General features: G+C 68.6%; 28 protein-coding genes and 1 pseudogene. 11 read left to right on the forward strand and 18 right to left on the reverse strand.

Going from position 1 to position 23,152, the window contains the following annotated elements:
- The first annotated feature begins 39 nt into the window (after positions 1–39).
- Positions 40–906 (forward strand): VOC family protein, encoded by an 867-nt coding sequence (locus tag ACK59X_RS20905; protein WP_409960306.1) that lies wholly within the window; start codon positions 40–42, stop codon positions 904–906.
- Here ACK59X_RS20905 and ACK59X_RS20910 read toward each other — a convergent pair whose 3' ends face one another.
- The 12 genes and pseudogenes from ACK59X_RS20910 to phnG all read right to left on the reverse strand — a co-directional run bounded on the left by ACK59X_RS20910 (position 907) and on the right by phnG (position 10,725).
- Complete coding sequence (locus tag ACK59X_RS20910; RefSeq protein WP_409960307.1) at positions 907–1,464, reverse strand: phosphonate degradation HD-domain oxygenase; 558 nt, start codon at positions 1,462–1,464, stop codon at positions 907–909.
- A 15-nt stretch (positions 1,465–1,479) separates the two neighbouring features.
- Positions 1,480–2,286: a phosphonate ABC transporter, permease protein PhnE gene (gene phnE / locus ACK59X_RS20915; RefSeq protein ID WP_409960308.1), complete on the reverse strand. Its 807-nt coding sequence runs from the start codon at positions 2,284–2,286 to the stop codon at positions 1,480–1,482.
- A 25-nt stretch (positions 2,287–2,311) separates the two neighbouring features.
- On the reverse strand, positions 2,312–3,259 hold the full coding sequence (phnD, locus tag ACK59X_RS20920) for a phosphonate ABC transporter substrate-binding protein (RefSeq protein WP_409960309.1): 948 nt from the start codon (positions 3,257–3,259) through the stop codon (positions 2,312–2,314).
- A 69-nt stretch (positions 3,260–3,328) separates the two neighbouring features.
- Positions 3,329–4,190, reverse strand: a pseudogene (phnC, locus tag ACK59X_RS20925) (phosphonate ABC transporter ATP-binding protein).
- A gap of 160 nt (positions 4,191–4,350) precedes the next feature.
- Entirely contained in the window at positions 4,351–5,508 is a 1,158-nt protein-coding gene (locus ACK59X_RS20930) for an alpha-D-ribose 1-methylphosphonate 5-triphosphate diphosphatase (protein ID WP_409960310.1), read from the reverse strand.
- A gap of 61 nt (positions 5,509–5,569) precedes the next feature.
- Positions 5,570–6,301 carry a phosphonate C-P lyase system protein PhnL gene (phnL, locus tag ACK59X_RS20935; protein ID WP_409960311.1) on the reverse strand — a complete coding sequence of 244 codons (732 nt, stop codon included), beginning with the start codon at positions 6,299–6,301 and terminating at the stop codon, positions 5,570–5,572.
- Positions 6,298–7,089, reverse strand: coding sequence for a phosphonate C-P lyase system protein PhnK (gene phnK, locus ACK59X_RS20940; protein WP_409960312.1), 792 nt, complete (start codon positions 7,087–7,089; stop codon positions 6,298–6,300). The genes phnL and phnK overlap by 4 nt, the downstream gene beginning before the upstream one ends.
- A 5-nt stretch (positions 7,090–7,094) precedes the next feature.
- Positions 7,095–7,553 (reverse strand): N-acetyltransferase family protein, encoded by a 459-nt coding sequence (locus ACK59X_RS20945; protein WP_409960313.1) that lies wholly within the window; start codon positions 7,551–7,553, stop codon positions 7,095–7,097.
- Positions 7,550–8,464, reverse strand: coding sequence for an alpha-D-ribose 1-methylphosphonate 5-phosphate C-P-lyase PhnJ (locus ACK59X_RS20950; RefSeq protein WP_409960314.1), 915 nt, complete (start codon positions 8,462–8,464; stop codon positions 7,550–7,552). The genes ACK59X_RS20945 and ACK59X_RS20950 overlap by 4 nt, the downstream gene beginning before the upstream one ends.
- A complete protein-coding gene (locus tag ACK59X_RS20955; RefSeq protein ID WP_409960315.1) occupies positions 8,461–9,573 on the reverse strand; it encodes a carbon-phosphorus lyase complex subunit PhnI in 1,113 nt (370 codons plus the stop codon). The genes ACK59X_RS20950 and ACK59X_RS20955 overlap by 4 nt, the downstream gene beginning before the upstream one ends.
- Positions 9,574–9,577: 4 nt before the next feature.
- Positions 9,578–10,216, reverse strand: coding sequence for a phosphonate C-P lyase system protein PhnH (phnH, locus tag ACK59X_RS20960; protein WP_409960316.1), 639 nt, complete (start codon positions 10,214–10,216; stop codon positions 9,578–9,580).
- Positions 10,213–10,725, reverse strand: a complete 513-nt coding sequence (gene phnG, locus ACK59X_RS20965) for a phosphonate C-P lyase system protein PhnG (RefSeq protein WP_409960317.1) — start codon at positions 10,723–10,725, stop codon at positions 10,213–10,215. Before phnG ends, phnH begins: the two co-directional genes overlap by 4 nt.
- Positions 10,726–10,800: 75 nt before the next feature.
- On the opposite strand from phnG, the gene phnF reads away from it, so the two are divergent.
- From phnF to phnN, 3 genes are read left to right on the forward strand one after another with little or no spacing between them, the layout of a single operon-like run.
- Positions 10,801–11,565, forward strand: coding sequence for a phosphonate metabolism transcriptional regulator PhnF (gene phnF / locus ACK59X_RS20970; protein ID WP_409960318.1), 765 nt, complete (start codon positions 10,801–10,803; stop codon positions 11,563–11,565).
- Complete coding sequence (locus ACK59X_RS20975; RefSeq protein WP_409960319.1) at positions 11,555–12,283, forward strand: DUF1045 domain-containing protein; 729 nt, start codon at positions 11,555–11,557, stop codon at positions 12,281–12,283. Before phnF ends, ACK59X_RS20975 begins: the two co-directional genes overlap by 11 nt.
- Positions 12,280–12,852, forward strand: coding sequence for a phosphonate metabolism protein/1,5-bisphosphokinase (PRPP-forming) PhnN (phnN, locus tag ACK59X_RS20980; RefSeq protein ID WP_409960320.1), 573 nt, complete (start codon positions 12,280–12,282; stop codon positions 12,850–12,852). Before ACK59X_RS20975 ends, phnN begins: the two co-directional genes overlap by 4 nt.
- On the opposite strand, the gene ACK59X_RS20985 is transcribed toward phnN, so the two are convergent.
- Positions 12,849–13,505, reverse strand: coding sequence for a DNA-3-methyladenine glycosylase I (locus ACK59X_RS20985; protein WP_409960321.1), 657 nt, complete (start codon positions 13,503–13,505; stop codon positions 12,849–12,851). The genes phnN and ACK59X_RS20985 overlap by 4 nt on opposite strands.
- 91 nt (positions 13,506–13,596) lie before the next feature.
- Here ACK59X_RS20985 and ACK59X_RS20990 point away from each other — a divergent pair, with 91 nt between their 5' ends.
- Genes ACK59X_RS20990 through ACK59X_RS21005 form a run of 4 tightly spaced genes read left to right on the forward strand, consistent with a single transcriptional unit; the run spans position 13,597 to position 16,031 of the window.
- Positions 13,597–14,712, forward strand: coding sequence for an aminopeptidase (locus tag ACK59X_RS20990; protein ID WP_409960322.1), 1,116 nt, complete (start codon positions 13,597–13,599; stop codon positions 14,710–14,712).
- Positions 14,705–15,094, forward strand: a complete 390-nt coding sequence (locus tag ACK59X_RS20995) for a polyhydroxyalkanoic acid system family protein (protein WP_409960323.1) — start codon at positions 14,705–14,707, stop codon at positions 15,092–15,094. Before ACK59X_RS20990 ends, ACK59X_RS20995 begins: the two co-directional genes overlap by 8 nt.
- Positions 15,095–15,102: 8 nt before the next feature.
- Entirely contained in the window at positions 15,103–15,780 is a 678-nt protein-coding gene (locus ACK59X_RS21000) for a nitroreductase (RefSeq protein WP_409960324.1), read from the forward strand.
- Positions 15,781–15,782: 2 nt separating this feature from the next.
- On the forward strand, positions 15,783–16,031 hold the full coding sequence (locus ACK59X_RS21005; RefSeq protein ID WP_409960325.1) for a hypothetical protein: 249 nt from the start codon (positions 15,783–15,785) through the stop codon (positions 16,029–16,031).
- Between the two features lie 2 nt (positions 16,032–16,033).
- Here ACK59X_RS21005 and ACK59X_RS21010 read toward each other — a convergent pair whose 3' ends face one another.
- The 3 genes from ACK59X_RS21010 to ACK59X_RS21020 form a co-directional block, all read right to left on the reverse strand.
- Entirely contained in the window at positions 16,034–17,116 is a 1,083-nt protein-coding gene (locus ACK59X_RS21010; RefSeq protein WP_409960326.1) for an ornithine cyclodeaminase, read from the reverse strand.
- 215 nt (positions 17,117–17,331) lie between these two features.
- Positions 17,332–18,063 (reverse strand): IclR family transcriptional regulator, encoded by a 732-nt coding sequence (locus tag ACK59X_RS21015; protein WP_409960327.1) that lies wholly within the window; start codon positions 18,061–18,063, stop codon positions 17,332–17,334.
- Between the two features lie 113 nt (positions 18,064–18,176).
- Positions 18,177–18,431: an acyl-CoA-binding protein gene (locus ACK59X_RS21020; RefSeq protein WP_179682334.1), complete on the reverse strand. Its 255-nt coding sequence runs from the start codon at positions 18,429–18,431 to the stop codon at positions 18,177–18,179.
- 151 nt (positions 18,432–18,582) lie between these two features.
- On the opposite strand from ACK59X_RS21020, the gene ACK59X_RS21025 reads away from it, so the two are divergent.
- Positions 18,583–20,238: a wax ester/triacylglycerol synthase family O-acyltransferase gene (locus ACK59X_RS21025; protein ID WP_409960328.1), complete on the forward strand. Its 1,656-nt coding sequence runs from the start codon at positions 18,583–18,585 to the stop codon at positions 20,236–20,238.
- A 4-nt stretch (positions 20,239–20,242) separates the two neighbouring features.
- The gene (locus ACK59X_RS21030) at positions 20,243–20,803 is read left to right on the forward strand and encodes a DUF922 domain-containing Zn-dependent protease (RefSeq protein WP_409960329.1); all 561 of its coding nucleotides are present in this window, start codon (positions 20,243–20,245) and stop codon (positions 20,801–20,803) included.
- Between the two features lie 6 nt (positions 20,804–20,809).
- Here the strand turns inward: ACK59X_RS21030 and ACK59X_RS21035 are convergent, their stop codons facing one another.
- Positions 20,810–21,388 (reverse strand): TetR/AcrR family transcriptional regulator, encoded by a 579-nt coding sequence (locus ACK59X_RS21035; RefSeq protein WP_409960330.1) that lies wholly within the window; start codon positions 21,386–21,388, stop codon positions 20,810–20,812.
- A 98-nt stretch (positions 21,389–21,486) separates the two neighbouring features.
- Between ACK59X_RS21035 and ACK59X_RS21040 the strand changes: the two genes are divergently transcribed.
- The gene (locus tag ACK59X_RS21040; RefSeq protein ID WP_409960331.1) at positions 21,487–21,954 is read left to right on the forward strand and encodes a DUF1348 family protein; all 468 of its coding nucleotides are present in this window, start codon (positions 21,487–21,489) and stop codon (positions 21,952–21,954) included.
- 3 nt (positions 21,955–21,957) lie between these two features.
- Here ACK59X_RS21040 and ACK59X_RS21045 read toward each other — a convergent pair whose 3' ends face one another.
- Complete coding sequence (locus tag ACK59X_RS21045) at positions 21,958–23,055, reverse strand: M14 family metallopeptidase (RefSeq protein ID WP_409960332.1); 1,098 nt, start codon at positions 23,053–23,055, stop codon at positions 21,958–21,960.
- Positions 23,056–23,152 lie beyond the last annotated feature (97 nt).

The raw sequence follows: 23,152 nt of genomic DNA on the forward strand, positions 1-23,152 counted from the left end.
GCAGCCGGTCGGACCAAGAACAACGGAGACGGAACGAAGATGATTGCACTCAAGGACATCTGCTACGTGCGCCTGGGCACGCGCGACCTCGATGGCGCCTGCCGCTACGCCAACGACATCCTGGGCCTGCGCGAAGGCCAGCGCTACGGGCCGCCGCGGCACGGCAAGGCGGTGGGCTTTCGCAGCGACGCGCGCGAACAGACGCTGGTGTACTTCGACGGCGACCCGGCGGACCACACCACCGGCTTTGAGCTGGCCTCCATGGCCGAGCTGCAGTCCGCCGCCGCCGAACTGGAACGCCTGGGTCACGCGGTGCGCGAGGGCCGGCCCGACGAATGCGAGCAGCGCCGCGTGCAGGCCTTCATCGGTTTCAACGACCCGAGCGGCAATGCCATCGAACTCGCCGTGGCGCCCTTCCACAGCGGCGTGCGCTTTTTCCCGACGCGCGACACGGGCAACACCGGCTTCTCGCACGTGGGGCTGCGCAGCACCGACCCGGCGCGCGATGAGCGCTTCTGGACCACGGTGCTCAGTGCCAAGGTCAGCGACCGCATCGGCGCCGCACCGCTGTTGCGCATCGACGAGGTGCACCACAAGATCGCGCTGTTCCCTTCGGGCTACGCAGGCGTGCAGCACATCAACCACCAGGTGGCTTCCATCGACGACCTGATGCGCGCCTGGTACCTGCTGCAGTCGCGCGGCATCCGCGTGGTGTTCGGACCGGGCAAGCACCCGACCTCGGGCGCCATGTTCCTCTACTTCGAGGGGCCCGACGGCATGGTCTACGAGTTCTCGAGCGGCGTGCGCTTGGTCACCGATCCGGACGCGCCGCCGCGCCAGTTCCCGTTCCACCCCACCTCGTTCTGCATGTGGGGATCGGTTCCGGATATTCCGGAATTCCGCTGATCAAGACCGGCCCGAGACCTGCTCCATCAGCGCCAGGTAGTGCGGCAGCGGCGGCGTGGCCCGCCCCGGCACCTTGGCCAGATCGTCGTAGCGGCGCAGGCGGATGGCCTCGAAGGCGAAGGGCTGTTCGGCAAAGCGGGCCGCTTCTGCCTGGCCGTAAGGGCCGCCCTGCAGCTCCAGACTGTGCTGCGACGCAGGCGAAAGGGTCGCCCAGTAGGCCGTGTCCACCGCACACAGATAGCGCTTGGCATCCACATGCATGCGGATGGGTTCGAGCACCGCATCGGGCAGCACGCCGCGCAGGAACGGCAGGGCCACGTACTGGTGCAGGTCGTCATGGCGCGGCGCGCGGGCCTCGTGTTCGGCCGCAGCGGGCGCCAGCAGGTGGCCCAGGTCGTGCAGCAGCGCTGCGACCACGGAGGCCGTGGTTTCACCGGCCTCCTCGGCCAGGAGCGCACACTGCAGCGCATGGTCGAGCTGGCTCACGGCCTCGCGGCCGTACTGCTTTTTCCCGCGCTCGGTGAGCAGCAGGGCGATGTCGTCCCGGGTCAATGCCATGGCGTCTCCCTGTCCCTAGACCATGGTCTTGCGAATGCGCGCGGAGACCAGGTCGATCACGCTCACGGTGACCACGATGATGAGCATCACTGCGCAGGTCTCGGCGTACTGGAAGCCGCGGATGATCTCCCACAGCACCACCCCGATACCGCCAGCACCCACCATGCCCACCACCGAGGCCGAGCGCACATTGGCCTCGAAACGGTAGAGCGTGTAGGAGATCCACAGCGGCATCACCTGCGGGATCACGCCGTAGATGATCTCGTGCAGCGCGCTCGCACCGGTCGAGCGGATGCCTTCCACGGGCTGTGGGTCGATGGCTTCCACGGCCTCGGAGAACAGCTTGGCCAGGGTGCCCGTGGTGTGGATCCACAGCGCCAGCACGCCAGCGAACGGCCCCAGGCCCACGGCCACCACGAAGAGCATGGCGAACACCATCTCGTTGATGGCGCGGCAGGCATCGAGCACCCGGCGCACTGGCTGGTTCACCCACCAGGGCGCGATGTTGGACGAGGCCAGCAACGCCAGCGGAACGGCGGTGACCACTGCGAGCGCCGTGCCCCACAGTGCGATCTGCAGGGTGACCAGCATCTCCTGCACGTAGATGCGCCACTGCCCGAAGTTGGGCGGGAAGAATTCGGCCGCGTACTGGGCCATGTTGCCCGAATCGCGGATGAGATCGAGCGGGCGCATGTCGGCGCCCTTCCACGATGCGGCCAGCACCAGCAGCAGGATGCCCCAGGACAGGTACCAGGCGAGGCTGCGCTTGGGCGCCGTGGTGCCCGCCAGGGTCGCGAGCGAAGGGGTCAATGCGGAAGACATGGTGGTCACTGGCCGGATGCGTTGCTTACTTCAGCGAGGCCAGCTGCTGGTCGATCTCGGCCAGGCGGGTCTTCTTGTCGGCGTCGGCCAGCGTGGTGTCGCCTTCGATCTTGTTGCGCTTGCCGAACAGGTCGAGCTGGCGGATGGGCATGAGCTGCGCGTTGGTCGATGGCTTGAAGCCCGAGAGCTTGGAGATCTTCATGACGATTTCCTTCTCACGCGCGTCGGTCTTGGCGTAGTTGAAGAAGAAATCCTTGATCTTGGTCTTCTGCGCCTCGGGCAGGTCCTTGCGCATCACCAGGGGGTCCAGCGGGATCAGCGGCGAGGTCCAGACGATCTTCAGGTCCTTGAACTTCTCGGGCTGGCGCTCCTTGAATTTCTCCAGATTCTCGCTGTTGTTGGTGGCCACGTCCACCTGCTTGTTGGCCACGGCCAGGGCATTGGTCTCGTGGTTGGCGCTGCGCACCACCTTGAAATGGGTCTTGGCGTCGACCTTGTTCTGGGCGAAGGCGTAGTAGCCGGGCACGAGGAAGCCCGAGGTGGAGTTGGGATCGCCGTTGCCCAGGCTCAGCGACTTGCCGTTCTTGAGCACATCGTCCAAGGTGGCCAGCGGGCTGTCCTTGTGCACGATCAGGTGCGAGTAGTAGCCCTGGGTGCCGTCGGCGTTGACCATCTGCGCGAACACTTCGCCGTTGGCGCGGTCCACGGCTTCCATGGCCGACTTGTTGCCCAGCCAGGCCACCTGCATCTTGTTGAAGCGCATGGCTTCGATCAGGCCGGCATAGTCGGATGCGAAGAAGGCGTTGATCTTGAAGCCGGTCTGCTTGGCCATGTCGTCCAGCAGGGGCTGCCAGTCGGCCTTGAGGTTCTGCGTGGCCTCGGTCGAGATCATGCCGAAGTTGATGTCCTGGGCGAGAGCGCCCGTCGTCATGCCCAGGCCGATGGCCAGGGCTGCGCACAGTTTCTTGAACATGGAAGCTCCAGTGAAAGAGAGAATGGTCGGAGGGAACGCGGAAACCGCGGAGAGAAATCGGGGGAAGCTTCAGGCAGCCTGGGCCAGGGGCTGCACCCAGCCGTTGGCGGGCTGCTGCACTGGTGCGGGGGCGGGGGCCTGCGGCAGGCTGGCACCCAGGATCTCGTCGGCCTGCACGCCATACAGCTCGCGCAGCAGCGCGGGCGTGAGGGCGGCCGAGGGGCCGTCGTAGACCACACGGCCCTGGTGCAGCGCGACCACGCGCGGGCAGTACTTGATGGCCACATCCACCTGGTGCAGCGAGACGATGACGGTGCTGCCGTCCTCGCGGTTGATGCGCGCCAGGATGTCCATGACCTTGCGCGAGGATTCGGGATCGAGCGAGGCGATGGGCTCGTCGGCCAGCACCACCTTGGCGCCCTGCACCAGGGTGCGCGCGATCGCGGCGCGCTGCTGCTGCCCGCCCGAAAGCGTGGAGGCGCGCTGCGCGTGGCAGTCGGCAATGCCCACCCGGGCCAGTGCCTCCAGGGCCAGGGCACGCTCGTGCGGGCGGAACACGCGCAGCCAGCCGCGCCATTTGGGCATGCGGTGCATGCATGCCCACCAGCACGTTCATCATCACGGGCAGGCGGTCGACCAAGTTGAACTGCTGGAACACGAAGCCCACCTGGGCGCGCACCTTGCGGATGTCGCGGTGGATGCGCCCGCCCTGCTGCACGCACTGGCCTTCTACCTCGATCAGCGACTGGCTGTCGCCATCGGCCACCACCAAGCCGGCCACGTGGCGCAGCAGCGTGGACTTGCCCGAGCCCGAGGCACCGATCAAGGCCACCATCTCGCCGGTCTGCACCTTCAGGTCGATGTCGCGCAGCGCGTGCTTGCCGTTGGCAAAGTGCTTGTTCAGCTGCTGGATGCGCAGGGCAATGGGCATGGAGAACTCCAAGTCGTCTATACAAATGCAGTGTGAAAGCGCGCCGTGACAGTGCTTTGACAGTTGCGGGAAATTTGAATGTCAATCAGCGCCGAGGCAGCGACCCTTAGAACGTGTTCACGATCTTTTCGAGGCCCCCGAAAAGATCGCAACCACGTTCTTAGAGCACGCGCTGCCCCTCGCGCCAGACACCGCGCACCACGGCCTGCTGGGCGCCGCCCGGCAGCTCCACCATGTGCACCTGGATCAGGTCGGCACGCAGCCCCGGCGCCAGCTCGCCGCGGTCCGCCATGCCCGCGGCGCGCGCCGGGTTGCGCGTGACGGTGGCCACCGCCTCGGGCAACGTGAGGATGCCGTCGTGCACCAGGCGCATCACCGCGCTCAGCAGGCTGCCGGGCACATAGTCGGACGAGAGGATGTCCAGCAACCCCTGGCGCGCCAGCTCGGACGCTGCGACGTTGCCCGAGTGCGAGCCGCCGCGCACCACATTGGGCCCGCCCATCACGGTCAGCAGGCCGCGCTCATGCGCCGCCTGGGCTGCGGCCAGCGTGGTCGGGAACTCCGACATGCCCGCGCCTTCTGCATGGGCCTGCTCCACATGCGCCACCGTGGTGTCGTCGTGGCTGGCCAGCGCGATGCCATGGGTGCGGCAGTAGTCCACGAAGTAGGCGCGGTGCGGCTCGGCGTACTGCGCCTGCAGCGTGGCGGCATGCTGCACCTGGCGCTCGAACTTCTCGCTGCTCCAGCCCTTCTTGCCGGTGTAGTAGGTGCGCGCCTGCTCCAGGTTCTCCCACTGGCGCTGGCCGGGGGTGTGGTCCATCAGCGAGATCAGCGACAGGCGCGGGTGCCCGTGGAAGGGGCCGAACAGGTCGATGGTGTTGGGCGCCGGCAGCTCGCAGCGCACGTGCAGATGGTGGTCAGCACGCAGCAGATGGCGTTCGGTGCAGGTGTCGATGGTGTCGAGCACCTGGTTCCACGCGCTGCCGCGCAGGCTCTCCGCGTCCGCTTCGCCCACGCCCAGGGCGTCCAGCACCGTGGTGATGCCGGCGGCGGCGATCTCGGCGTCGTGGGCCAGCAGTGCGGGCATCGCAGCCCATTGCACCTTGGGGCGCGGCATCAGGTGGCGCTCGAAGTTGTCGGTGTGCACCTCCACCAGCCCGGGCAGCAGGTAGTCGCCGCCCAGATCGATGCCCTGCAGCGGGGCCGTGCCGCCCGAGGCCAGGGCGTCGATGCGCCCGCCCTGCACCGAAAGCGAGCCCTGCACCACCTCGCCGGGCAGCACCATGCGGGCGTTGTGGAAGACGGCGGTGGCGCTCATTGGAAAACCTCCGTGCTGCGCACTGCGGTGCGAGCTTGCTTGGGGCGGCCCGGCGCGGCGCTCATGCTGCCACCCCGCGGAAGTCCGCCACGTTCACGCGGCGCGTGGCGACGGCGGCGCCCACGTGCGCATCGTGGAAGATGCCGACCAGCGCCGCGCCGCGCTCCACGGCCTCGCGGATGAGGGCGATCACGGTGTCGGTGTTGGCCGCGTCGAGCGAAGCCGTGGGCTCGTCGAGCAGCAAGAGGGGCTTGGGCTTGATCATGTTGCGCGCGATGTTGATGCGCTGCTGCTCGCCGCCCGAGAAGGTGGCCGGCGGCAGGTGCCACAGCCGTTCGGGAATGCGCAGGCGCGTGAGCCACTGGCGCGCCGCTTCGCGTGCGGCCTCCTGGGCGCTTTCATCGTCTCCCGCGTCTTCGGACAGGGGTTCGGCCACCACATCGAGCGCGCTCACGCGAGGGATCACGCGCAGGAACTGGCTCACATAGCCCATGGTGTCGCGGCGCAGCCGCACCAGTTCGCGCGGCGTGGCCCGGGTCACGTCCACCGCGGGGCCGGTGGCCGGCTGCACGGTGATGCGGCCAGCATTGGCGCGGTAGTTGGCATAGACCAGCTTGAGCAAGGTGCTCTTGCCCATGCCCGAGGGTCCGTCGAGCACCACGCATTCGCCCGGTCCCACCGCGAGGTCCACATGGGCAAGCACGGGCAGCTCGATGCCGTTCTGGTGGTGCAGGGTGAAGCGCTTGGCCACGCCTTGGAGTTCCAGGATGGGTGGTTGCGTGTTCGTCATCATGGTTGCAGTACCGAGGAAACGAGGAGCTGGGTGTAGGGGTGCTGGGGGTCGTCGAGCATCTGGTCGGTCAGACCCGACTCGACCACGCGGCCGCGCTGCATCACCACCATGCGGTCGGCCAGCAGGCGGGCCACGGCCAGGTCGTGCGTGACGACGATGGCCGCCAACTGCATCTGCCGCGTGAGCTGGCGCAGCAGGTCCAGAAGGCGCGCCTGCACCGAGACGTCGAGGCCCGAGGTGGGTTCGTCCATGAACACCAGGCGCGGCCGGGTGACCAGGTTGCGTGCGATCTGCAGGCGCTGGCGCATGCCGCCCGAGAAGGCGCGCGGCGCGTCGTCGATGCGGCTGGCATCGATCTCCACGCGCTGCAGCCATTCGGTGGCGGTGGCGCGCAGGCGGCCGTAGTGGCGCTCGCCCAGCCCCATGAGGCGTTCGCCCACGTTAGCCCCGGCCGAGACGTCCATGCGCAGGCCATCGGCCGCGTTCTGGTGCACGAAGCCCCAGTCGGTGCGAGCCAAGAGGCGTTGCTGTGCCTCGCTCATGGCCAGCACATCCTGCATGCTGCCGTCGCGCCCCTGGAAGTGCACGCTGCCCGCATCGGGCCGGCTGCGCGCCGCCACGGCGTTGAGCAGGGTGGATTTGCCCGAGCCGGACTCGCCGACCACGGCCAGCACCTCGCCGGGCCACAGATCAAACGAGGCGTCCTGCAGCGCCATGCGCTGGCCATAGCACTTGCCGATGCCGCGCACGCTGAGCAGAGGGGCGGGAGATGAAAGAGTGGCGTCCATATCGATCAGGGTTCTATGGAGAAGCTCAGGCCATGCTGCGCAAAGCCCAGGGATTCGTAGAAGGCATGCGCATCGGTGCGCTTGCGGTGGGACGAGAGCGCGAGCTTGTAGCAGCCGGCCTCGCGCGCCTGCTGCACGGCATGGGCAATCATCTGGCGGCCGATGCCCTGGCCCTTGCGGTCCGCGGCCACCACCACGTCCTCGACGATGGCCGAGGGCGCGCCCCGGTGCGCCAGGTTGTGCATGACCAGCAGGGCGTAGGTGCCGACCACGTCGGCACCGGGCTCGGCGCTCTCGCAGGCCACCCACAGGCGGTAACTGGGGTAGTCGCGGAACCGGGCCAGGATGGTCCGGGCCTCGTCGAGCGTGAGCACGTGCTCGGGACTTTCCTCGACGCCCTGGTACAGCGCCAGCACCTCATCAAGGTCGGACTCGGTGGCTTCGCGCATGAAGACCGCGCTCATGCGCCCTCCCCGGCCGCCAGGGCCTGCGCGGAGCCCTGCCGCTCCTGGCAGTAGTCGGAGTCGGAGCACACATGCATGCGCGTGCCCTGGTCGTCGGTAATGACTTCGTCGAGGAAGCTGTCCGTGGCGCCGCACAGGGCGCAGGGGCAGTCCCAGCGCTGCACCTCGAAGGGGTGGTCCTCGAAGCCCAGGCTCTCCACAGGCGTGTAGGGCGGCACGGCATAGATGCGCTTTTCGCGGCCCGCGCCGAAGAGCTGCAGCGCGGGGTTCATGTGCATCTTGGGGTTGTCGAACTTGGGGATCGGCGATGGCGCCATCACGTAGCGGTGGTTGACCAGCACCGGGTAGTCATAGGTGGTGGCGATGTGGCCGTAGCGCGCGATGTCCTCGTACAGCTTGACGTGCATCAGCCCGTACTCGGCCAGGCCGTGCAGGGTGCGCGTCTCGGTCTCGCGCGGCTCCAGGCGCTGCATGGGCTCGGGCACCGGCACCTGGTAGACAAGCACCTGGCCCTCGGCCAGCGGCGTCTCGGGAATGCGGTGGCGCGTCTGGATCAGCGTGGCCTCGGCCGTGCGCGTGGTGGTGGCCACGCCCGTGGTGCGCTCGAAGAAGCGGCGGATGTTGACGGCGTTGACCGTGTCATCCGAGCCCTGGTCGATGACCTTGAGGCAGTCGTCCGGCCCGATGATGGCGGCCGTGACCTGGATGCCGCCCGTGCCCCAGCCATAGGGCAGCGGCATCTCGCGCGAGCCGAAGGGCACCTGATAGCCGGGGATGGCCACGGCCTTGAGGATGGCCCGGCGGATCATGCGCTTGGTGCGCTCGTCCAGGTAAGCGAAGTTGAAGTGCCCATCGGTGGGCGCGGTATCGGCGGGCAGGCCCATCAGCGCGGGCTCGTAGGGCGCGTTCATGCGTCGTCTCCCAGGGTGGTTTCTTCGGAGGGGTTGGCCGCTGCAGCGGCGCGCATGCGGCGCACCAGCTCCAGCTCGGACTGGAAGTCCACGTAGTGCGGCAGCTTCAGGTGCTGCACGAAGCCCGAGGCCTCCAGGCTGTCGCTGTGCGAGAGCACGAACTCCTGCATCTGCGCGGGCGACTCCACCGGCTCGCCCAGCTCGTCGGCGCGCAGGGCACGGTCCACCAGGCCCATGGCCATGGCCTTGCGCTCGCTGTGGCCAAACGCCAGGCCGTAGCCGCGCGTGAACTGCGGCGGCTGGTGCTTGCTGCCCGCGAACTGGTTGACCATCTCGCATTCGGTGATTTCCAGCTCGCCAATGGAGATGGCAAAGCCCAGCTCCTCGGGCACGATCTCCACCGCCACCGTGCCCAGGCGCAACTCGCCCACGAAGGGGTGCGAGTGCGCATAGCCGCGCTGCGTGGAATACGCCATGGCCAGCAGAAAGCCTTCGTCGCCACGCGCCAGGTTCTGCAGCCGCGTGGCGCGGTTGGCCGGAAAGCGCAGCGGCTCGCGCGTGAGGTCGGCCGGGGCCGGGTCACCTTCGGGCACGGGGCGGGTCTCGATCAGCCCTTCCTGGTTGAGCAGGTCCACCACGCGGGGGGTGGCGGCCGGTGCATCGGCCAGAGGCGCCGCTGCCGGGGCAACCGGCGCGTCGCCCTGCGCCAGCAGCGTGAAGTCGAGCAGGCGCTGGGTATAGTCGTAGGTGGGCCCCAGCACCTGGCCACCGGGCAGGTCCTTGAAGGTGGCGGAGATGCGGCGGTGAAGCTGCATGCGCACCGTGTCCAGCGGGCGTGTGGTGCCCAGGCGCGGCAGCGTGGCGCGGTAGGCGCGCAGCAGAAAGATGGCTTCCACCAGGTCGCCTGCGGCCTGCTTGATGGCCAGGGCCGCAAGCTCAGGGTCGTAGACCGAGCCTTCGGTCATGACGCGGTCCACCGCGAGCTTGAGTTGTTCGCGTATCTGCGCCACGGACAACTCCGGCTGTGCGGTGTCACCCCGGCGCTGCTCGGCGAGCAGGCGGTAGCTGTTGAGGATGGCGGTTTCCCCGCCCTTGACGGCAACGTACATGGTTTCAAGCCTCCACAGCGGGGGAATCGATGCGGGTGGTGCGCGGCAGGCCGGCGATGTGCGTGGCGGTCGCCAGCACCAGGTCCACCCCGCGCGGGAAGGCCCCATGGTTCGCTGCCCACTGGCGCTCGAAGTCCTCCGGCAGCCCCGCCACGCACAGGTGCTGCGCCACCTGGATGCCGGGGCCCGTAAGGCGCCAGGCGCCGGCCCCTTCGACCGCCGGGGCCAGCACGGACACGTCGATCACGCAGGTGGCGGACTGGTCGGGGTACTCGTCGCTGCCACGCTGCAGGCTCTCCAGCAGGGGCATGCCGTCCCCCTCGGCCACCCAGGCAAAGCGCGCCTGTGCGGGCACATCCACCAGCACGCAACCGGTGTGAAAGCGCAGCCAGGTGCCGGCCTGGCTGGCCGCCAGTGTGGGCGAGAGCCACAGCGTGCATTCGCTGTCGAGCAGGGCCAGCAACACCGCAGCCGATGCGGCATGGCCGGTGGCGGGCACCTCGGCATCGTGCGCGATGGCCACCGGGCTGCCCGGCTGCGACAGCGCCTGCAGCACCGAACGGAAGACAGCCTGGCTGCCCAGCGCCTCGCTGGAAAATCCCGCACCCAAGGTGGACAGGGAGCTCGTGGGGGTGGCACTCATTGCTGGTCCTCCTCGCCGTTGGTGCCGCCGCTCTCGCGCGCCACCGTGAAGAAATCCACCCGCGTGCTGGCCGCGCGGGCCTGGCGCTCGGACTGCGCCTGGACCAGGTGGCGGCGGATGGGGTCGAGCAGGGTGGCATCGAGCGCGGCCTGGAGCGCCGGGTCCTGCAGCAGCGCGTCGGCCAGGGCGGCCAGTTGCACCTGACGGTGCGAGCGCCCGAGCACGTAGGCCACGCCCACGGTGGCATCGGCGTCCTCCGAAGGCTGCACGCGCAGCGCGCAGCGGGTGACCGTGATCTCGCCCAGGTTGAAGCGCTCGCCCGTGCCGCCGGCGCGGCCCTGCACCATCATCAGCCCGGTTTCGGGAGCACGCAGCCAGCGGGCGGGCAGCGCCGCATGGGCCTGCAGCGCGGGCTCCAGGATGCCGACCGGCGCCCGCGCCAGGAGCGCCATCCAGTGCGCCCGTGCAAGCGGCCTTCCAGGGCCCGGGTTGTCAAAGGCTTGAAACATGGAAGTGGTACTCTCAAAGTTGTATAGACAAATTGAACAACTGGCGCCAGCTTAGACCGGGCGCATGTAGGTTTCATGACAGCCAGCACCACGACCTTTTCCGAGCCTTCGTCCCCCGCCCCACGCCCGGCCCGCGACAGCTTCTGGACCCGCATCGCGGCCGAACTGGCTGAGGCCATCGGCAGCGGCATCTACTCCCCCGGCCAGCGCCTGCCGTCGGAGCACGCGCTGGCCGAGCAGTTCGGCGTGAACCGCCACACCATCCGCCGCTCGCTGGCCAGCCTGTGCAACCAGGGCCTGGTGCGCATCACCCAGGGCAGCGGCACCTATGTGGAAGATTTCGCGGTGGACCTGGCGCTGGGCAAGCGCGTGCGCCACCAGCAGGGCCTGGCCCAGGCCGGCCTGCGCGGCAGCCTGGTGGTGCTGCAGGAGCAGAGCGTGCGTGCCACGGCGGCCCTGGCCAAGGCGCTGCAGGTGCCGGCCCGCAGCCCACTGCTGCAGCTGCGCGTGATCGGGCAGGCCGAGGGCCAGCCGCTGCATGTGAGCGAGCGCTACTTCCCCCTGCCCCGCTTCGAGGGACTGGCCGCCGTGGTGCGCGAGACCGGCTCCATCACAGCCGGCTTCAGCGCCCACGGCGTGGCCGACTACACCCGGCGCGAAAGCCGCATCACCGCCGAGCTGCCCGATGCCGTCGTGGCCGCCGAGCTACGCCAGCCCGCGGCGCGGCCCGTGCTGCTGGTGGAGAGCCTGAACGTGGACCTCGAAGGCACGCCCATCGAATGGGCACGCGCCTGGTTCGCGGGCGATCGCGTCAAACTCACGGTCACCCATGACGAATAACGCCAATCCCACCACCGCCCACCGCTACGCGGTCTACTTTGCCCCCCACCCCGGCACCCTGGCCTGGCTCGCCGGCAGCCACTGGCTGGGCCGCTGCGCCGCCCAATTGCAGCCCCTGCCGCAGTTGGACATCCACGGCGTGGCCAGGGCCGAGCTGGAGCGCCTGACCGCGGCACCGCGCCGCTATGGCTGGCATGCCACGCTCAAGGCCCCGTTTGCGCTGGCGCCCGGGGTGGACTGGCTCACGCTGCACCACGCCGTGCAGACCCTCGCGCAGGGCTTGCGGCCCTTTGCCATGCCGCCCATGGTGGTGGAGCGCATCGGCGATTTCCTGGCCCTGGTGCCCGCAGCCTCGCACCCGGCCAATGCCGAGATCCAGGCGGCCGCGGCTGCTTGTGTGACCCAATTGCATCCCCTGGCCGCACCGCTGTCGGAACCTGATCTGGCGCGCCGCCGTGCCGCAGGACTCTCGCCCCGCCAGGACGAACTGCTGCAGCAGTGGGGCTATCCCTTCGTGTTCGAGGAATTCCGCTTCCACATGTCGCTGACCAGCTCGCTGTCGGATGCGGACGGCACGGTGGTGGAGCTCGTGCAGGATGCTGCGGACCAGTTCTTCGCCGACCTGCCGCCGCTGCGTTTCAACAGCCTGGCCCTCTTTTCCGAGCCCACGCCGGGCGCCGACTTCGTGCTGCTGGACCACGTGGAGCTGGGCGCATGAGCGGCACATCCGGCCGGCTGCTGTATTTCATGGGCCCCTCGGGTGCGGGCAAGGACAGCCTGCTCGACTGGCTGCGCCAGCACCTGCCGGCGGAACTGCCCGTGCAGTGGGCGCGGCGCACCATCAGCCGCCCTGCAGCATCCGGCGGAGAAGCCCACGAGAGCACGACACCCGATGGCCATGCCGCACTGCGCGCTGCCGGAGCGTTTGCTCTGCACTGGGAGGCCAATGGCCTGGCCTATGGCGTGCGCCACAGCGAGCTGGCACCGCTGGACCAGGGCCGCTGGCTGCTGGTGAACGGCTCGCGTGCCTACCTGCCCAAGGCGCTGGTGCGCTACCCTGCCCTGGTGGCCGTGCACATCACGGCCAGCCCCGAGGTGCTGCGCCAGCGCCTGCAGGCGCGGGGCAGGGAAAGCAGCGACGAGGTCGAGCAGCGTGTGCAGCGCGCGCTGCGCTTTCTCGCGCCGCCGGGCACGGCCGGTATCGAGGTGCGCAACGACACCAGCCTGGATGCGGCGGGCCAGCAGTTGCTGCAGGCCCTGGAACGTCTGCCCGGCTGGCCGGGTTAGGGAACGGTGAAGTCCGCCCGCGCCTTGAGCGCCTTCTCGCGCGCGTGGCAACCCTCCAAATGGTCGTTGACCAGGCCCATGGCCTGCATGAAGGCATAGACCGTGGTCGGGCCCACAAAACTCCAGCCGCGCTTCTTGAGGTCCTTGGACATGGCCACCGACCCCGGCGAGGTGATGAAGGTGCGCGCCACCTCGCGGGTGATGCGCTCGGGCCGCTCGCCGGCCGGTGGCTCGTAGCGCCAGGCGTAGTGCGCGAGCGAGCCGAACTCCTTGCGCAGTTCCAGCACGCGCTGGGCGTTGTTGATGGTGGAGGCGATCTTGCCCCGGTGGCGCACGATGGCCGCGTCCTGCACCAGGCGCTCCACGTCCTTGTCGGTGAAGCGGGCCACCTGCTCGGCATCGAACTGCGCGAACGCGGCCCGGAAACCCTCGCGCTTGTTCAAAATGGTGAGCCAGCTCAGGCCCGACTGGAAGCCCTCCAGGCACAGCTTCTCGAACAGGCGCCGGTCGTCCGCCACGGGAAAGCCCCATTCCGTGTCATGGTAGTGGCGGTACAGCGGCGTGGCCTGGCACCAGATGCAGCGCGGGCAGCCGGCTTCATCGGCGAACAGGCCATCGGAGATTGCGGGGCTGGCAGCAGTGGCATCGGTCATGGCAGCCATTCTAGAAACCTGCCACGCCATGCTCCTGACAAGCCCTCCCGACCCCGCAGTGAACGCCATGTGTCTACACTGGTCAACCAATATGCCCACTGCCCAGCCTTTCCGATTCCGCCCCCTTGGCACGCTGCTCCTCGCCGGGGCCAGCCTGCTGCTGTCCGGCTGCGCCGGCAGCACCCTGGGCTACTACTGGCAATCGGTGCGAGGCCATGTGCAGCTGATGGGTGCGGCCGAGCCGCTGGAGGACTGGATCGCACGCGGCGACATTTCCGTGCCGCTGCGCGAGCGCCTGCAACTGGCCCAGCGCGCCCGTGCCTTTGCCGTCACCGAGCTGGGCCTGCCCGACAACCCGAGCTACCGCCGCTACGCAGACCTCAAGCGCACGGCCGCCGTGTGGAACGTGGTGGCCGCGCCGCCCTACTCGCTGACCTTGCACACCTGGTGCTTTCCGGTCACGGGCTGCATCGGCTACCGCGGCTACTTCGACGAGGCCGATGCCAAGGCCGAAGCCGAACAGCTCGCACAGCAAGGCCTGGAGGTCGAGGTCTATGGCGTGCCCGCCTACTCCACGCTGGGCTACATGAACTGGGCCGGCGGCGACCCGCTGCTCAACACCTTCATCGGCTGGCCCGAAGGCGAGTTCGTGCGCCTCTTGTTCCATGAACTGGCGCACCAGGTCGTCTACGCCAAGGGCGACACGCTGTTCAACGAATCCTTTGCCACGGCGGTGGAGCGGCTGGGCAGCGCGCGCTGGCTGGCCCAGCAAGCCACGCCCCAGGCCAGCACCGCCTTCGCGGCCAGCGAGGCGCGCCGGCGCGACTTTCGCGCCCTGGCCCAGGCCACGCGCGAGCGCCTGGCCGCCATCTATGCACAGGACGATGCCGCCGCCCGGCAGGCGCAGAAAGCCGAGGCCATGCAGGCCTTCCGAGCCAACTCTGCCGCCCTGCGCGAGCGCTGGCAGGCCACGCCAGCGCAGACCGCAGGCTACGACCGCTGGGGGGCCGGCGCGAACAACGCGAGCTTCGGTGCCCAGGCGGCCGACAACGAGTTCGTGCCCGCCTTCGAGACGCTCTTCGAGCGCGAGGGCCGGGACTTTCACATGTTCTATGAAGCGGGAAGCGCGCTGAGCGAACAGCCGCAGGCGCAGCGCCACGAGGTGCTGCGCGCCCTGCTACCCAAAGAGGAGACCCCTGGTGCCTGACATCCACATCCACCGCGAACACCACCTGGGCTTCAAGGAAGCCCGCAAGGTCGCCTTCTCCTGGGCCGAAAAGGCCGAGGAGAAGTTCGACATGGAATGCACCTACGAAGAGGGCGACACCGAGGACACGCTGCACTTCACCCGATCCGGGGTCAAGGGCACCCTGCTCGTCAATGCGAAGCGCTTCGAGATGAATGCGCAGCTCGGCTTTCTCTTCGGCGCCTTCAAGGACCGCATCGAAGCCGAGATCGGGGAACAGCTCGACGCCTTGTTGAAAGCACCCGCGCCTGTCGCCAAGAAGACTGCGGCCAAAAAGAAGGCCACCGAAGCGGCGCCCGCCAAGGCAGCAGCCAAGGCGCCGGCAAAAGCCAGGAAGGCCTGAGCGCGGCCATGACCACGCCTGCGCACGACACCCTCTGCGCGCTGCTGCACACGCGCTACAGCTGTCGCTCCTTCCTGCCCGAAGCCCTGCCGCGCACCACCATCGAGCAGATCCTCGCCACGGCGCAGCGCACGGCCTCATGGTGCAATGCCCAGCCCTGGCAGGTGCACATCGCCAGCGGCGAGCCGCTGGCCCGGCTGCGCTCCGCCTTCCAGCAGGCCATCGCCAGCACGCCGCCCGCACCCGACCTGCCCTGGCCGCGCGAGTACCGCGGCGTGTACCAGGAGCGCCGGCGCGAGTGCGGCTACGGCCTGTACGAGGCATTGGGCATTGCCAAGGGCGACCGCGCCGCATCGGCGCGCCAGGCGGCCGAGAACTTCAGCATGTTCGGCGCGCCCCATGTGGCCATCGTGAGCAGCGACGAGGCCCTGGGCGTCTATGGCGCGGTGGACTGCGGTGCCTATGTGGGCAATTTCCTGCTGGCCGCGCACAGCCTGGGCGTGGCCTCGGTGCCGCAGGCGGCGCTGGCCTCCTACCCCGGCGTGCTGCGCGAGGTGCTGGGCATCGGAGCGGACCGCACCATCGTCTGCGGCATTTCCTTCGGCCTGGCCGACCCGGCGCACCCTGCCAACCAGTTCCGCACCACGCGCGCCGATCCGGCCAGCAGCGTGGTCTGGCGCGATTGAGCATGCATGCACCCGGCACCCGCGTGGTGCTGCAGCACTTCAACGGCACCGCCGAGGGCCCGCCGGACGGCAAGCCCTCGGACGGCTATTGGCGCCTGATCGGCAGCACGGGCACCGTGCTCAACCCCGCCAACGCGCAGGGCCGGGTGCTCGTGCGCTTTGACAACGACGTGGCGGTGCTGGGACTGGCCTGCCACAACCCCGAGCCCAATAGTTTGTTGATCGCGACTACCGACCTGGCCACGGCCTGAGATCAGGCCACCGCCTGGAGCCGTGCGGGCGCAATGCCCTGCCGCAGCGTACCGAACAAATCCTTGGGATCGGCCAGCTCCGGAATCAGCTGGATGCGTTCGCCCACGCCCAGTTCCAGCGCGGCATCGCGCATGAAGCGCAGGGCCGAGAAGTCTTCCAGTGCAAAACCCACGGAGTCGAACACCGTCACCTCGTCATCGCTGCGGCGGCCTGGCTGGCGGCCGGCCAGCACCTGCCACAGCTCGGTCACGGCGAAGTCGGCCGGCATCTGCTGGATTTCGCCTTCGATGCGGGTCTGGGGCGCGTATTCCACGAACACCCGGCCGCGCGTGAGCACCTCGGCCTGCAGCTCGGTCTTGCCGGGGCAGTCGCCACCCACGGCATTGATGTGCATGCCGGGCTCGAGCATGTCGGCGGTGATGATCGTGGCACGCGCCTTGTCGGCGGTGATGGTGGTGACGATGTCGGCACCGCGCATCGCCTCGACCGTGCTGGCGCAGACGGTCACCAACAGACCCGAAGACTGCAGATTGGCCCGCAGCTTGGCGGTGGCGGCAGGGTCGGTGTCGTACAGCCGCACCTCGGTGATGCCCACCAGGTGCTGGAAGGCCAGGGCCTGGAACTCGCTCTGCGCGCCGTTGCCGATCAGCGCCATCACCCTGCTGTCCGGCCGCGCCAGCGCTCTGGCCGCCACGGCCGACATGGCGGCGGTGCGCATGGCCGTGGTCAGCGTCAGCTCGCTGAGCAGCTGCGGCGTGCCCGTGGCCGTATCGGCCAGCACGCCGAAGGCCATCACGGTGGACAGGCCCAGGCGCGTGTTCCTGGGGTGGCCGTTGACGTACTTGAAGCTGTAGGTCGCGTCATCCGCGATGGGCATGAGCTCGATGACGCCGTCTTGCGAATAGCTGGCCACCCGGGCAGATTTGTCGAATTGCTCCCAGCGCAGGAAGTCTTTGGTGATGCAGTCCGCGATACCGGACAGGCAGGCCGCCAGGCCCTTGCGGCGCACCAGTTCCACCGCTTCGGGGGCGCTCAGGTACAGGGTGGATGCATCGGCGTGTGGGAGGGTGGTTTCGGCTCGCATGGTGTTGTCTCCGGTTCGGTGGCATCCAGTGTCTGGCGGGCGAGAGGCAATGTGAATCGGCAAAAATGTGCCGATTTGCAGGCTTTTTTGCCACAATGGCAGGTCTGATTTACTTTTTCGCCAAAAAACTGGAGGGACGTGCCATGGACCTGCCCGGACCGCTCCCTCATCGCCCTGCATCCACCTGACGACCTACCGGTGATGGGACGCTGGCGTCACCCGACCTGCCCACCCAGGCTGCGCGCGGCTTCGAGCACGCTCTTCACATAGCGCTCGTCGTAGCGGTGGGCCGGCATGGTCAGCGTGACTGCAGCGGCCAACGAGCCATCTGCCGCGAACACGGGCGCCGAGATGCCGGCCACTTCGCTGAGCCGGTCGCCCACGCTGGCCAGGTAGCCGTCGGCGCGGATGCGCGCGTACAGCGCCCGGTCGTGCCGCCCGAGAGAGTTGGAGAGCGCTGCATCGAAAGCCACCAGCACCCGCCCGCCCGTGCCCCGGTCCAGCGGCAGCAGGTCGCCCGCACGGATGTGGTCGCGGATCGGGTGCGGCGAATCCACGCGGAACTGGCACAGCCGCGCATCGCCCTGGCGCACATGGTAGGCCGCGCTCTCGCCGGTGGCGGCCACCAACTCCCGCAGCACGGGCAGCACCACCCGGTCGAGCGAGAACGAGGCAGCATACAGCGCATGCAACCTCGCAACCTCGGGGCCGATGGCATAGCGGCCATCGTCGAGCCGCTGCACCCAGCGCGCATGCTCCAGCGAGGCCAACAGGCGCAGCGCCGTGCTCTTGTACAGCCGCGTGCGCGTGGCCAGCTCTGTCAGGGCCAGGGGGCCGTCGCCCTGGCGAAAGGCCGCCACCAGGCTCAGGGCGCGGTCCACGGCAGCCGCGCCGCCCGGGGCGGCATCGGCATCGGCGACGGATTCGGAAACGGCTTTGCGGGGCATGGCAGTGGATTGCGCAAGAGAACGGGGTTCCGTTCATTGGAACACCTGCCCACCACCACGTCCATGAAAAAAGGCGGCCGAAGCCGCCTGGGGGTGCGAAAGCCTGCGGGGCTTCAGCTGAGTTCGGTGATCAGGTCGATGTACTGCTGCTTGGCGGCATCGGACTCGGTGCCCTTCAAGGCATTCCAGGCATCCCACTTGGCACGGCCCACCATGTCGGAAAAGCTGGGCTTCTTCTCGGTGTTGTCGCCCACGGTGGCTTGCTTGTACAGCGCGTAGATCTTGAGCAGCGTGGCGTTGTTGGGGCGCTCGCTCAGGTTCTCGGAATTGGCTTTGGCGGCTTCGAAGGCGGCGTTCAGGTCGGCCATGGGGATGCTCCTTGGATATCGAAAAATGGGGGAGGGAAAGAACGGTGTCGGCAATTCTTTGCGCCGTTGTATCTTACGGGTTCGACGGGATGAGAGGCCCCGCGATCCATAGAGGCAAGCCCCCAAAACGACCACAACAGGTGTACATCCGATGGTGACCCGCATTGCAGCTCCTGACGCCACCCGCCCCGAGGGCATCACCAACCCGCTGAACACCGCCTCCCAGGTCGCCCGCAAGGCCCGGGACACCACGGCAGCCGCGGCCCGCCGCAGTGCCCAGGCCCTGCCGCCCGCCGCGCGCAAGGCCGCCGGGGCGGTGCAGAAGAACGTGCGCCGCGCGGCCACCGGCATGCTGGGCCTGTCCGGCGAGCGCATGAGCAAGGTCGACACGGCCTGGCTGCGCATGGACTCGGACAGCAACCTGATGATGATCAACGGCGTGTGGACGCTGGCCCCCGGCATCACCTGGGAAGCGCTGTGCGAGCGCGTGCAGCAGCGCCTGCTGCAGTACCCGCGCTTTCGCCAGCGCGTGGTGGAGGATGCGGCCGGTGCCACTTGGGTGGAGGACCGCCATTTCGACATCGCCGCCCACGTGCTGCGCGAGACCCTGCCGCAGGAGCCCGGCCAGAGCATGCAGCGCGCCCTGCAGGACCGGGTGGGTGAGCTCGCCATGGAGCCGCTGGACCCGCGCCGCCCGCTGTGGCAGATGCACCTGGTCGAGAACTTCAGGGGCGACGATGGCCAGCTGGGCAGCGCGCTCATCGTGCGCATCCACCACTGCATTGCCGACGGCATTGCGCTGATCTCCGTCACCATGTCCATCGTGGACGGCGGCGCCGAGCCGCCCAAGCGCAGCCGCAAGGAGCGCGAGGCTGCCGCCACTGCCGAGGACTGGATCGCCGACGCGCTGATCAAGCCCTTCACCGGCCTCACGGTGAAGGCACTGGACCTGGCGGGCGACGGCGCGGCGCGCTCGCTCAAGGTGCTGGGCGATCCCGAAAAGGCCATGCAGCACGGCCTGGCCGGCACCATGGACATGGCGCGCGTGGCCTACCAGATGGTGAGTGACGCGGCCGCCCTGGCGCTGATGCCCGACGATTCGCCCACGCGCCTGAAGGGCCAGCCCGGCCAGGCCAAGCGCGTGGCCTGGTGCCCGCCGATTCCGCTGGAGGAGGTCAAGGCCATCGGCAAGGCGCTCAACTGCTCGATCAACGACGTGCTGCTGTCCTGCGTGGCCGGCGCCATCGGCGGCTACCTGCGCAGCCAGGGCGACGACCCCACGGGCCAGGAGATCCGCGCCATGATCCCGGTGAACCTGCGCCCCATGGAAGAGGCCTGGAAGCTGGGCAACCGCTTCGGCCTGGTGCCGCTGGTGCTGCCCATCGGCGTGGCCAACCCGGTGGAGCGCGTGTACGAGGTGCGCCGGCGCATGGCGGCGCTCAAGGGCAGCACCCAGCCCATCCTGGCCTTCGCCATGCTCGCCGTGGCCGGCCTGATGATCAAGCCCGCGCAGGATGCGCTGCTCAACCTGTTCGGCCGCAAGACCACGGCCGTGATGACCACTGTGCCCGGCCCCAAGGAGCAGCTCACCTTGTGCGGCTCGCGCGTCACGCAGTGCATGTTCTGGGTGCCGCAGTCGGGCGACATCGGTCTCGGGGTCTCGATCTTGAGCTATGGCGGTGGCGTGCAGTTCGGCGTGATCACCGACACCACGCTGTGCCCCGAGCCCCAGCGCATCATCGACGCCTTCGCGCCCGAGTTCGACCAGTTGTCGCTCCTGACGCTGATGCTGCCCTGGGGAGACTGACTTCGTGCGTTGGCTGGCCACTCTGGCAGCACTGGCACTGCTGCAAGGCCCCGCCAGCGCCACGGTGCTCCAGGAGCATTCGCAACGCCCTTACCCCGTTCAGGTAGTGCCCGGACAGACTTTGCGCCAGGCGCTGCAGGCCGCCACGCCCATCGTGGTGGACGGCCGGCGCTTCCACGGCTACACGCGCTGGAATGTGCGCTGGAACTACCGCTGGTGGCGCGAGGCCTCGGGCCGCTGCAGGATCACGGAGGTCACCACACGCCTGACCACCGAGGTGCAACTGCCGCAATTGCGCGGCGCAACACCACCGCAGCAAGCAAGCTTCGACCGCTACCTGCGCGCGCTGTCGCAGCATGAGCAGGGCCATGTGCAGGTCGGACGCGATGCGGCCCAGGCCATCGACCAGGGCATTGCCCGCCTGCCGGCAGCCGCCGATTGCGCCACGCTGGAGCGCCAGGCCGATGCGCTGGGCCGCCGGCTGCTGCAGGAGCATGTGGAACGCGAGCAGCAGTACGACCGAGACACCGGCCACGGCACATCGCAAGGCGCGCGGCTGGACTGAGGGCTGCTATGCGGCGCCCCATGCCGACAGCAGGCGCGACACGCTGGCCAGCACCGCGGGCACGGGCTCACCGAGCTGCACCCGCACGATGGCGCCCTCAACCACCAGGGCCAGCGCCTGGGCATCCTGCGCCTGCGTAGGCGATGGCGGCAACAGGGTGGTGGCCAGCAGGTCCGCCATGTCCTGCTTGTGGCGGCGGGCGATGGCATTCACCTCGGGCACGGTATCGCCCAGCTCGCTCACGCTGTTGATGAAGGCGCAGCCCCGGAAGTCCTCACGCCTGAACCACTCGCCCAACGCAGGGGCCAGTGCGGCCAATCCGGTGCCGGCCTTGCCATGGCGCGCCAGCGCATCGGCGAACCAGGCCATCCACAGTGTGTGTCGCATCTCCAGGTAGGCGCAGACCAGGTCGTTCTTGCTCGGAAAGTGCCGGTAGAAGGTCACCTTGGTCACGCCCGATTCGGCGATCACCTTGTCGATGCCGGTGGCGCGGATGCCCTCGCGATAGAACAGCCGGTGTGCCGTGTGCAGCAGGCGCTCGCGCGCAGGCAGGTCGTGGACTTCGGTGATGGGAGCAAGCAGCATGGCGCCATTGTAGACAATTCTGTCTACATGTGTGTATGATGGCGACGTAGACAGATCTGTCTACGCCCTATCGACCTGCCCATAACGAGGTGCTACCCATGGAATCCCGCCCACCCTTGCCCCCTTTTTCGCTCGAAACCGCCATCCAGAAAGTCCGCCTGGCCGAAGACGGCTGGAACTCCCGCGACCCGGCCCGCGTGGTGCTGGCCTACACCGAAGACACGCGCTGGCGCAACCGCGCCGAGTTCCCGGTCGGCCGCCCGGCTGCGCAGCAGTTGCTCGAACGCAAATGGGCGCGCGAACTCGACTACCGGCTCATCAAGGAGATCTGGGCCTTCAGCTCGCACCGCATCGCCGTGCGCTTCGCCTACGAGTGGCACGACGATGCCGGCAACTGGTACCGCAGCCACGGCAACGAGAACTGGGAATTCAACGACGCCGGGCTCATGGCCGTGCGCCACGCCAGCATCAACGACCAGCCGATCCAGGCGGCGGACCGGCTGTTCCACTGGCCCCAGGGCCGGCGCCCGGATGACCATCCGGGGCTGACCGAGTTGGGTCTGTAAAAATCAGCGGCTCAGGCCGTCAACCGCTTGGAACATCGATTGGCGGGCCTGGCTCACGATCTGGCCCTTCCAGGCGTCGGTATCGGTGTAGAAGGCTTCCATCATCTGCGCCTTGATCTGCTTGGCCTGCTCGGCCGGGGCCTCTGGGTGCAGGTTGAGCCACTGCTCGGCGCGGATCGCGTTCATCACGTCGAGCACGGGCACGGTGCCGTACTCCATCGCAATGCCGGTGCTCTCGGCGTGCGGGCATTCGTCGTAGACCGCGTTCCACATCAGCCCCGTGAGGAAGGCCGAGGTCGAGGAGCCGTCGTAGATCGAGGTCACCGGCGTGGCGCCACCGCCATCCCACCAGGCGCGGGCGCGCGCCACCGAGGCGGCATCGTCCTTGCCGGCGTAGATGCGTTCGCCATGGCCATTCGGCCCCAGGCCGGTGTGCAGGTCGATCCAGGCGATCTGCGAGGCACTCGCGCCGTGCTGGCGCAGCACCTGGCGCAGTGTGCGGTTGCTCCAGGAGGGCTCGGTGCCGCCGAAGAACAGGCCCTGCGGAAACTCGTGCTGGCCGCGCGAGATGGCGGCCTGCCATGCGGCTTCGCCCTTGGTGTCGATGTACTGCTGCACGGCGGCCAGGTTGTCGAGGCCCGGCGGCCATTGCTCGGGCAGCAGCCGGGGCTGCACCTCGCGGTAGGCCTCGTTCACGGGCAGGGGCTTGGAAAAATCCTGGAAGTTGCGGTTCAGGTCCACGGTCTCGTGCGTGAAGCGGCGCACATGCGAGAAGCCGTACGGGTTGAGCGCATGGATGTAGAGCATGGCCACACCCGCCGCATGGGCCTTGTCGCGCCACTCCTGGTCGTGCAGCGCAAACACCTGCACGCCCGTGCCGCAGTAGCCTTCCACGCCATGGCAGGCGCTGCTCACGATGAGCAGCTTCTTCGCATCGGCCGGGCCGTCGCGCACCACGTCCATGGCCAGATCCTCGCCATCGCGGCCCTTGAGCGGGTGCGCATGCGACTCGATGGGCAGGCCTGCTGCGGCAGCGCCCTCCAGAAACTTCTTGCGGGCCTGGGCGTAGCTGGGCGAAAAGGCGTCGACGATGCCGATCATGGGGGGGCTTGCTTTCGTGGGTGGGGTTGGCAGGGAATGCACGCGGGCCCACGCAGCGGCGGGCCCGGCAGGGGCGAGCGGCGCCCCCGGGAGGAGG

Origin of the sequence: Acidovorax sp., assembly GCF_046339755.1 — a bacterium.
Lineage (GTDB): Bacteria > Pseudomonadota > Gammaproteobacteria > Burkholderiales > Burkholderiaceae_C > Acidovorax.